This window comes from Arthrobacter sp. I3 (genome assembly GCF_000520575.1).
Classification (GTDB): domain Bacteria; phylum Actinomycetota; class Actinomycetes; order Actinomycetales; family Micrococcaceae; genus Arthrobacter; species Arthrobacter humicola_A.
Map to the genome: position 1 here is coordinate 2,168 of NZ_KI914931.1, position 8,619 is coordinate 10,786.

Below are 8,619 nucleotides of genomic sequence, written 5' to 3' on the forward strand. Positions count from 1 at the left end.
GCACGGCCAGCGCGGCCGGAGCGCCCGCGGAGGACAACGAGGACGCGCTCACCCGCTCCTGAGACGGGAGCGATCGGCCCCGCCGCATCGAGGTCGCCGCAGCCGTGCGAATTCGCTGGAAATTTCCGGCGTAACCGCACGGCTCCGGCGACTTCGGCGTTGGTGCGCCGCCCCGTAATGGCGGCGCTCCCTAAGATGGACACATGGCCCGCCCAGCAAGACCGGAACGCAAATCAGAGTTGCTGTCGGCAATTCTCGACTACCTCATGGACAAGACCCTGGCGGAGCTGACGTTTCGCGGCCTGGCCGACGGGCTGGGTGTCAGCAGCTACGTCCTGGTCTACCACTTCGGGCACCGCGAACAGCTGATCAACGAGATCATCCGCGGCATCGAATCCCGGCTGGACAGCATCCGCGCCACCGACGTCAGGGACATCGACCGGGACGCGTGGCGGGCCTTCCTGCTTGAGTCCTGGCAGTGGACCATGGCGCAGCGCAACCGGCACCTGGCCCGGCTTGAATTTGAGGCCACGGCGCAGGACATTGTGGCGGCGGTGCCGCGCGGCACAGCGCAGGAGCACTTCCGGATGCTGCACGAGAAGGCCCGGGACTGGCTGGTCATCCAGGGCATCCAGCCGGAATTCGCCGACACCGACGCCCGGCTGTTCACGGCCGCGTTCTACGGGCTGCAGTTCGATTTCGTCGTCAACAACCAGCCAGAGGAAGCCACCAAGGCCTTTGAGCTGATGATGCTGGTCTTCTTCAACAACCTCGACAGGCGCCTCGCCACCGACGGCCAGCACATCTGAGCAGAACCTCAGGGAGCAGCGTAGCGGCCCTCCCACTCCACGAGGGGGCGCAGTTGCTCCCAGCGCTGTGCCACTTCCTCCACCGCCCCGGGACCGGCAAGCCAGCCGGGCTGGCCCACGTTGACGCCGGCCGTGAGGGATTTGTGCTTGAGCAGCTCCGCCCGGGGATGGTCCTTGTCGAAGCCCCGCGGCACCGTTTTTAGCCGTTCGCCCTCCACCGCGAACCCTGCCGCCTCGACCTTCCGCACGATCGCCTGGAGGGCGTCGCCGCTGGCGGGATCGTCCACGGCACCGCGAAAGCGTGCCAGCTGGGCCGGAGTGTGAGTGTGGCAGCCGCCGCCGATCAGGAGGCCGTCGGCGCTGAGCTGGATATAGAAGCCCACGCCTTCGTCCACCGCCGCGAAGGCCCCCTGCGCGGTCTTATAGGGTGACTTGTCCGGCGAGAACCGGACATCCCGGTTGGGGCGAAAGAGCTTGGCCGGTCCGAAGCGTGGCTCCAGCTCGGCCAGCAGCTGGGTCAGAGGCCCCTTCACCACGGCCTCGTAGACCGGCTTGTGCTCGAGCCACCAGTCCCGGTTGTTGTTCTGTTCAAGATCGGCGTAGAACCGGAAGGCGTCACGTGGAATGCCTGCGAATGGAGTGCCAGCGAAAGCGGTCATGCCCAAATCCTACGGAGCCGCGGCACGCGGTGGCGAGGGCCACGCGCACCCATGTGGATAACCGCAAAACGCCCCGCCACGGGAGTCCGTGGCGGGGCGTTCTGTTGGCTCCAGCTGTCACCGAATGCCGGTCACCGGCCGCCCAGGCGGCCGTCAAGGCCGGCAATCAGGCAACCTTCGACGCAACTATCAGACCTTGTTGGCGGCCTCGGCGTCGGACTCAACCTGGCCGGCACCGAGGTTGGCGCGCAGCTTGGCGCCGAATTCAGCGTCGACGTTGGTCCAGTACGCGATGGCGCGTTCCTTGATGCTGGCGTTCTTGACGCCGCTGACGGCGCCGGTGACGGTCTCCAGCAGGCGGGCCTTCTCGCCGTCGTTGTACACCTCGCGGTACAGCGTGCCGGCCTGGCCGAAGTCGCCGTCCTCGGCATGCAGGGAGTGCGCGGAGAGCGTGAGCTCGCCGTCGTTCTCCCAGCCGCCGCCCGCAACGCCGGGCTCAACGGCAGCCGGGCCGCCCACAGAGTTCGGTGCGTACACCGGAACGGACGGGGCGTTGAAGTGGTAACGCCCGGCGCCGTCCTGGCTGTAGTTGTTGACCTGGCTCTTGGGCAGGTTCACCGGGAGCTGCGCGTGGTTGGTGCCGACGCGGTAGCGGTGCGCGTCCGCGTAGGAGAAGATGCGGGCCTGCAGCATCTTGTCCGGGGAGGCGGCGATGCCCGGCACGAAGTTCGACGGCGCGAAGGTGGCCTGCTCGATCTGCGCGAAGTAGTTCTCCGGGTTCTTGTTCAGCTCCATGGTGCCGACCTTGACCAGCGGGTAGTCCGCGTGCGGCCACACCTTGGTGAGGTCGAAGGGGTTGAAGCGGTACGTCTTGGCGTCCTCGTAAGGCATGACCTGGACGTGGAGGTCCCAGGAGGGGAAGTTGCCGGCGGCAATGTTTTCCTGGAGGTCGCGGATGTAGAAGTCGCCGTCGGCGCCGGCAAGGGCCTCGGCCTCGTCCCCGGTCATGGACTTGACGCCCTGGTTGGACTTGAAGTGGTACTTGACCCAGAACCGCTCGCCCTCGGCGTTGATCCACTGGTAGGTGTGCGAGCCGTAGCCCTGCATTTCACGCCAGGAGGCCGGCAGGCCGCGGTCACCCATGAGCCAGGTGACCTGGTGGGCGGACTCGGGGGAGAGGGTCCAGAAGTCCCACTGCATGTCGGCGTCGCGCAGGTGGGTGCCGGGGAGGCGCTTCTGGGAGTGGATGAAGTCCGGGAACTTGATCCCGTCGCGGATGAAGAACACCGGAGTGTTGTTGCCGACGAGGTCGTAGTTGCCCTCAGTGGTGTAGAACTTCACGGCGAAACCGCGGGGGTCGCGCCAGGTGTCGGGGGAGCCTGCCTCGCCGGCAACGGAGGAGAAGCGGATGAGCATGTCCGTCTCAACGCCGGGCTGGAACAGTGCGGCCTTGGTGTACTTCGAGACGTCCTCTGTGGTCTTGAAGGTACCGAAGGCGCCGCCGCCCTTGGCGTGCACGACGCGCTCCGGGACACGCTCGCGGTTGAACTGCGCGAGCTTCTCGATCAGGTAGTGATCGGTCAGGATGATCGCACCGTCGGCGCCGACGGACTTGGAGTGGGCGTCGGAAGTGACGGGAGCCCCGGACTGTGTCGTGGACACGGCGGGCGCAGAGATGATCTCAGTCATAGTTCTCCTTGGGTTGGGTTTCTTAGTTTCGTTCGGAGGGAAGCTGTTGGGTGCGCTGGCAGTCCTGGCAGATGCCCTGGTACAGCACGTCCGCGATCTGGATGGTCATCGGCTTGGCGTCCGCGTTCCAGTGCGGGGTCAGGCAGGGCGCGTGGCCCACGGCGCATTCGACGTCCTCCACCCGGCCGCAGCTGATGCACACGGCATGGTGGTGGTTGTCCCCGACCCGCGTCTCGTACAGCGCGGGGGAGTGCGGGGGCTCAAAACGGCGCAGCATGTGCAGATCCGTGAGGTCCCCGAGGACCACGTAGACGGACTGGGCGGTCAGGTCCGGCAATTCCTGCCGGGCGGCGGCAAGGATTGCCTCTGCCGGCGAATGCGGGTGATGTTCGACGGCGGCCAGCACGGCCAGGCGCTGCTTGGTCACCCGGCGGCCGTGGGCACGCAGGGCGGCTGCCCATGCGTCGTGGGTGCCCGAGGAATCCGTCATACCCCCATTCAAGCACTTATTATGACTGCCTCACAATAAGGCGTGGCTAATATTGTCCGGCCGTGTCACAGGGCAGTCCGGGTTCGCCACTAGAGTTGCCCGGTGGAGAAATTGCTGGCGGACATCACGCCGTTGCGTGAAAGTCCGGCCTTCCGCCGTCTGTGGCTTGGGTCCGCCGTCTCCGCCCTGGGCAGCCAACTGACCTTGGTGGCCGTCAGCCTGGAGGTCTACCGGCTGACCCAGGACAGCCTCTACGTGGGCCTGCTGAGCCTCTTCGCCCTCGTGCCGCTGGTCTTTGGCGGCCTCCTGGGCGGCTCGATCGCCGACGCCCATGACCGCCGCACCGTGGCTCTGCTGGCCTCGTCCGTCCTCTGGCTGACCACCGCCGCGCTGGCCCTCCAGGCGTGGCTGGAAGTGGGCAACGTGTGGCTGCTCTATGCGCTCGTGGCGGTGCAGAGCGGTGCCCAGGCCATCAACCAGCCGGCACGCAGCGCCATCATCCCGGTGCTGGTGCGCAAGGAGTTGCTCCCAGCCGCAAATGCCCTGAGCATGATGATTTTCGGGCTGACCATGACCGCCGGCCCGCTGCTGGCCGGCGTACTCGTGGCATGGGTGGGGTTCGGCTGGACGTACACGATCGACGTCATCAGCTTTGCGTTTGCGTTCTGGGCCCTCCTGAAACTGCCTTCCATGCCGCCGGGCGAGCACGCCAGGCCGGCCGGGCTGCGTTCCGTGGTGGAGGGGTTCCGTTTCCTTGGCACCCGGCCCAACCTCCGCATGACGTTCGTGATCGATCTCGTGGCCATGATCTTTGCCCAGCCCCGGGCGCTCCTGCCGGCCATCGGCGCGTTGATGATCGGTGGCGGTGAGGCCACGGTGGGGATCCTGTTGGCCTCGATGGCCGTGGGGGCGTTCCTGGCCGGCCTGTTCTCGGGGCCGCTGGGCGGCATCCGCCGGCAGGGGGCCGCGGTGGTGTGGTCCGTGATGGGCTGGGGCGGCTCGGTGGCGGCCTTCGGCCTGGTGGTGGTCCTGGCCGGGCATTCCGGCGACGATGGCGTGGGCGTGTGGCTGCTGCCCGCCGCCCTGTGCTGCGCGCTGGCCGGCATCGCGGATTCCGTGAGCGCAGTCTTCCGGACCACCATCCTGCAGGCCTCCACCCCCGACCATCTGCGCGGGCGTCTGCAGGGTGTCTTTGTGGTGGTGGTCGCCGGCGGACCCCGGATCGGGGACATGCTGGCCGGCGGCGCGACTAAACTTTTGAACGAGGGGTGGGTCCTGCTGCTCGGCGGCATGTTGTGCATCGCTGTGGCCTGGATATTGGCCCGCCAGCAGAGCGGATTCCTGCGCTACGACGCGCGGAACCCGGTGCCGTAGCGGTTCGTTTTCCTTGGTAGGCCAGTGAATTACAGGGCGTCAGCTTGCAGTACACGTATCAGGAGGACCAGTGCACAAGCATCACAACGGACTGAAGACCGCGGCGCTGTTCGGAGTGCTGTGGGCGGTTCTGCTGGGCCTGGGGGCGTTCATCGCCGCGGGGACCCGCAGTGCGGCGCCGATCTGGATCATGGCCCTGATCGGGGTCTGCACCACGGCCTACGGGTACTGGAACAGCGACAAGCTCGCCATCCGTGCCATGCAGGCCTATCCCGTCACGGAAGCCGAGGCGCCCCAGCTGTTCCATATCGTCCGGGAGCTGTCCGGCCGGGCCAACCAGCCGATGCCGCGCATCTACGTCTCGCCCACCATGGCGCCAAATGCCTTCGCCACCGGCCGGAACCCGCAGAACGCGGCAGTGTGCTGCACCGAGGGCATCATGCGGATGCTGGACGCCCGCGAACTGCGCGGCGTCCTGGGGCATGAACTGATGCACGTCTACAACCGGGACATCCTGACGGCGTCGGTGGCGGCCGCCGTCGCCGGCGTCATCACTTCGGTGGCGCAGATGATGTTGCTGTTCGGCGGCGGGGACCGCCGCAATGCGAACCCGTTCGCCGCGATCGCCATGGCCCTGCTGGCCCCGTTCGCCGCATCCCTGATCCAGATGGCCATCTCCCGTACACGGGAGTACGACGCCGACGAGGACGGCTCGTCGCTGACCGGAGATCCGCTGGCGCTCGCCTCCGCCCTGCGCAAGATCGAGCAGGGCGTGCAGCTGGCGCCGTTGCCGCAGGACCAGCGGCTGGTCAACGCCTCGCACATGATGATCGCCAACCCGTTCAAAGGCGGAGGCGTGGCCAAGATGTTCTCCACTCACCCGCCGATGGCCGAGCGGATCGGCCGGCTGGAGCGGATGGCCGGGCAGCCGCGCAGCTGAAGCAGGCTGCGGGTCTGGCGACGCGCGAATAGTTCCGTGACACAAAAAGGGCTGGCGACACCGGAATACCGGTGTCGCCAGCCCTTTTGCGCGTCGTGCGGAAATTTGCGCCGCGGACGGGCCGCTAGCTGCGGAAGTTCACGAACTGCAGGTCGGCCTCGTCGAAGCCCTTCAGCAGGTTCATGGTCTCCTGGAGATCATCGCGGGACTTCGAGGTCACCCGGAGCTCGTCGCCCTGGATCTGTGACTTGACGGACTTGGGGGCCTCGTCCCGGATCAGCTTGTTGATCTTCTTGGCGAGGTCCTGGGCGATGCCCTCCTTGATGGAGGCCTCGAGCCGGAATTCCTTGCCGGAGGCGTAGGGCTCGCCGGTGTCGAGAGACTTCAGCGAAATGCCGCGGCGGATGAGCTTGGACTGCAGCACATCGAGCACCGCGAGCACCCGCTCCTCGGAGTTGGCCTTCATCAGGATCTTCTCGCCGCTGAAATCGACCTCGGCGCCGACGCCCTTGAAGTCGTAGCGCTGGGCAATTTCCTTCTGCGCCTGGTTCAGCGCGTTGGCGACTTCCTGCTTGTCTACCTTGCTGACGACGTCGAACGTGGATTCGCCTGCCATGACTTTCCTCCTGATGGTTGCCGGGTGCCTGCGTGAGGCCGGGATGTCTGCATTCCAGACTAGTACGGATGCCCCCGATGTGGCGGCCGGCCTTGCGTCCCGGGTTTCACAGTCCGCTCATAGCTCAATCACGGCGGGAACGAAGCCGGGCTGGCCAGAGTTGCAAGAGTTGGAACCGCTGCTGAAAGGCAAGAACATGCACCAAAAGGCTGTCCGCTACGTCAACCGCACCACCGCCGCCGCTGCCAGCACCCTGGCCGCGACGGCGAGCTCCGTAGCCGCCGCCGCGCTGGCGGCGTCCATCATCCTGAGCCCGGCCGCCGACGCATCAGTCCGCATGGACGGGGTCCACACGGACCTGGCCCGTGCCGTCGAGCTGAACCAGGTCACCGCCGAGCAGGCGGCACGATTCGAGGCAAGGCTGGCGGGGCGGATTCTCGGCGAGGCCTGAAATTCCGCGGATTTTGGCCCTTTTTTGATCTGCTGAGGCGCCGATTCGATTCTTCGGCGGAAGTTCTGTAAAGTTGTCTTGCCCGCGGGTGCTGGAAGCGGAACGGACTGGAAACAGGCGTTCCGGGACTGGAATCCGCGAGTGATCTTCTTTTGAAGTTCGGCAGATTACCCGAGCGGCCAAAGGGGGCTGACTGTAAATCAGCTGGCAACGCCTACGGGGGTTCGAATCCCTCATCTGCCACCCTTGGAGAAGCCTCCGGAACCACTAGGTTCCGGAGGCTTTTTCTTTGTCCACGGCCCGACGGCCCGTCTCCATAGTGCAAAGGCCTGTCTCAAAGGCCCGGCTCAGTCGGCCGGGGGATTCGGAATGGTTACCGTGGTGCCGGCGGGCGGAATCCATTCGCCTCCGGTCAACAGGTTCAGGTTGGCTATCCGCAAGGCATAGAGCGGGACGCCGTAGCGGCTCGCAATGCCCGAGGGAGTGTCTCCGGCGCCCACCCTGTACAGGAGCCGTCCCTGACCGTCCTGCCCGGTCACGCTGCCGCCGGCCCCTAGCTGGGGCACGTCCACGCCCCTGAGGTCGATAATCTCTCCTGCGGCAACGGACTCCGCTTCGTTGAAGCTCCTGAGGATCTCCGGAGTCATCCGGAAGTGGGCGGCGATGCCCTCCCAGGTGTCGCCGTCGACGGCCGCGTAGCGCATCGGCAGGAGGAACCCGTTCACTTCGGTCGTCCCCCGCAGGCCTCCGGATGCCGGGGACGTTGCGGGGGCGGACGCCGCAGGCCGGCCCGCCGGAACTCCGCCCGGGGCCTCTGCGCCGGAAGAACAGGCTGCCAACCCAATGGCGAGAGCCGCCGCGAGAACCGCGGCCAGGAGAACTGCGGCGGCGGGCCGGACCCGATGTGCACCGGAATCGAGATTCACCCTGGGTGTCCTGTCGATCGGGGCCTCCCCCCGAGGCCCGCTGCCGCCAATTATTCCATACGTTTTATGAAACCCGTTGTTCCGCCAGGCAGCGCCGTCGCATTCGGTATAGTGCCGGTCATGGACGACAAAGCGATCTTGCACACCTACCTGCGCACGCGGCGACAAGACCTCCTCGGGAAACTCGAAGGCCTCAGCGAGTACGATGTGCGCCGGCCCCTCACGCCCACGGGAACCAGCCTGCTGGGACTGGTCAAGCACGTGGCCAGCGTCGAACTCGGCTACTTTGGCGAGGTCTTCGGCCGTCCCAGCGAGCTGAAGCTGCCGTGGTTTGCCGACGACGCGGAGCCGGATGCGGACATGTGGGCAGCCCCCGGCGAGACGCGCGAGCAGATCACTGAGCTGCACCGGCTCTCGGCGGCCCACAGCGACGCCACCATCGATGAACTGCCGCTCGACGCGCCCGGTGTGGTGCCCTGGTGGCCGGACGAGCGCAAGCACGTGACACTGCAGCAGATCCTCGTGCACATGTGCGTGGAGACCGCCCACCACCTCGGGCACGCCGACATCCTGCGCGAACTCATCGACGGCAGCGCGGGCCAGCGTCCCGGGGACCCGAATCTTTCGCCGCGCACCGCCGAGGAATGGGCCGTGCACCGGGCCCG

The 8,619-nt window shown here is 66.7% G+C and carries 10 protein-coding genes and 1 tRNA gene; 6 read left to right on the forward strand and 5 right to left on the reverse strand.

All coding sequences use genetic code 11. The features are described from left to right. Positions 1-203: 203 nt before the first annotated feature. Complete coding sequence (locus Y706_RS0113330; RefSeq protein WP_028276965.1) at positions 204-809, forward strand: TetR/AcrR family transcriptional regulator; 606 nt, start codon at positions 204-206, stop codon at positions 807-809. An 8-nt stretch (positions 810-817) separates the two neighbouring features. On the opposite strand, the gene Y706_RS0113335 is transcribed toward Y706_RS0113330, so the two are convergent. From Y706_RS0113335 to Y706_RS0113345, 3 genes are all read right to left on the reverse strand, one after another. Beyond that, entirely contained in the window at positions 818-1,468 is a 651-nt protein-coding gene (locus Y706_RS0113335) for a DUF2461 domain-containing protein (RefSeq protein ID WP_028276966.1), read from the reverse strand. A 189-nt stretch (positions 1,469-1,657) separates the two neighbouring features. Then, the gene (locus Y706_RS0113340) at positions 1,658-3,157 is read right to left on the reverse strand and encodes a catalase (RefSeq protein WP_028276967.1); all 1,500 of its coding nucleotides are present in this window, start codon (positions 3,155-3,157) and stop codon (positions 1,658-1,660) included. A 22-nt stretch (positions 3,158-3,179) separates the two neighbouring features. Further along, the gene (locus Y706_RS0113345) at positions 3,180-3,647 is read right to left on the reverse strand and encodes a Fur family transcriptional regulator (RefSeq protein WP_026537503.1); all 468 of its coding nucleotides are present in this window, start codon (positions 3,645-3,647) and stop codon (positions 3,180-3,182) included. A gap of 102 nt (positions 3,648-3,749) precedes the next feature. On the opposite strand from Y706_RS0113345, the gene Y706_RS0113350 reads away from it, so the two are divergent. Then, positions 3,750-5,021: an MFS transporter gene (locus Y706_RS0113350; protein ID WP_028276968.1), complete on the forward strand. Its 1,272-nt coding sequence runs from the start codon at positions 3,750-3,752 to the stop codon at positions 5,019-5,021. 70 nt (positions 5,022-5,091) lie between these two features. Beyond that, positions 5,092-5,961, forward strand: coding sequence for a zinc metalloprotease HtpX (gene htpX / locus Y706_RS0113355; protein ID WP_028276969.1), 870 nt, complete (start codon positions 5,092-5,094; stop codon positions 5,959-5,961). A gap of 124 nt (positions 5,962-6,085) precedes the next feature. On the opposite strand, the gene Y706_RS0113360 is transcribed toward htpX, so the two are convergent. Beyond that, the gene (locus Y706_RS0113360; RefSeq protein WP_018773569.1) at positions 6,086-6,577 is read right to left on the reverse strand and encodes a YajQ family cyclic di-GMP-binding protein; all 492 of its coding nucleotides are present in this window, start codon (positions 6,575-6,577) and stop codon (positions 6,086-6,088) included. Positions 6,578-6,773: 196 nt separating this feature from the next. Between Y706_RS0113360 and Y706_RS0113365 the strand changes: the two genes are divergently transcribed. Next, on the forward strand, positions 6,774-7,028 hold the full coding sequence (locus Y706_RS0113365) for a hypothetical protein (RefSeq protein WP_028276970.1): 255 nt from the start codon (positions 6,774-6,776) through the stop codon (positions 7,026-7,028). A gap of 161 nt (positions 7,029-7,189) precedes the next feature. Continuing rightward, positions 7,190-7,271, forward strand: a tRNA-Tyr gene (locus Y706_RS0113370). 104 nt (positions 7,272-7,375) lie between these two features. Here Y706_RS0113370 and Y706_RS0113375 read toward each other — a convergent pair. After that, on the reverse strand, positions 7,376-7,753 hold the full coding sequence (locus tag Y706_RS0113375) for a LysM peptidoglycan-binding domain-containing protein (RefSeq protein WP_028276971.1): 378 nt from the start codon (positions 7,751-7,753) through the stop codon (positions 7,376-7,378). A gap of 321 nt (positions 7,754-8,074) precedes the next feature. Between Y706_RS0113375 and Y706_RS29310 the strand changes: the two genes are divergently transcribed. Further along, positions 8,075-8,619 (forward strand): DinB family protein (locus tag Y706_RS29310; protein WP_028276972.1); only part of this gene is annotated, 545 nt, incomplete at its 3' end.

What these genes read in the sequence shown, in the direction of transcription:
- Y706_RS0113360 (WP_018773569.1), bottom strand. Translation starts at nt 6,577, where the DNA reads ATGGCAGGCGAATCCACGTTCGACGTCGTCAGCAAGGTAGACAAGCAG.
- Y706_RS0113345 (WP_026537503.1), bottom strand. Translation starts at nt 3,647, where the DNA reads ATGACGGATTCCTCGGGCACCCACGACGCATGGGCAGCCGCCCTGCGT.
- Y706_RS0113330 (WP_028276965.1), top strand. Translation starts at nt 204, where the DNA reads ATGGCCCGCCCAGCAAGACCGGAACGCAAATCAGAGTTGCTGTCGGCA.
- Y706_RS0113340 (WP_028276967.1), bottom strand. Translation starts at nt 3,157, where the DNA reads ATGACTGAGATCATCTCTGCGCCCGCCGTGTCCACGACACAGTCCGGG.
- Y706_RS0113365 (WP_028276970.1), top strand. Translation starts at nt 6,774, where the DNA reads ATGCACCAAAAGGCTGTCCGCTACGTCAACCGCACCACCGCCGCCGCT.
- Y706_RS0113335 (WP_028276966.1), bottom strand. Translation starts at nt 1,468, where the DNA reads ATGACCGCTTTCGCTGGCACTCCATTCGCAGGCATTCCACGTGACGCC.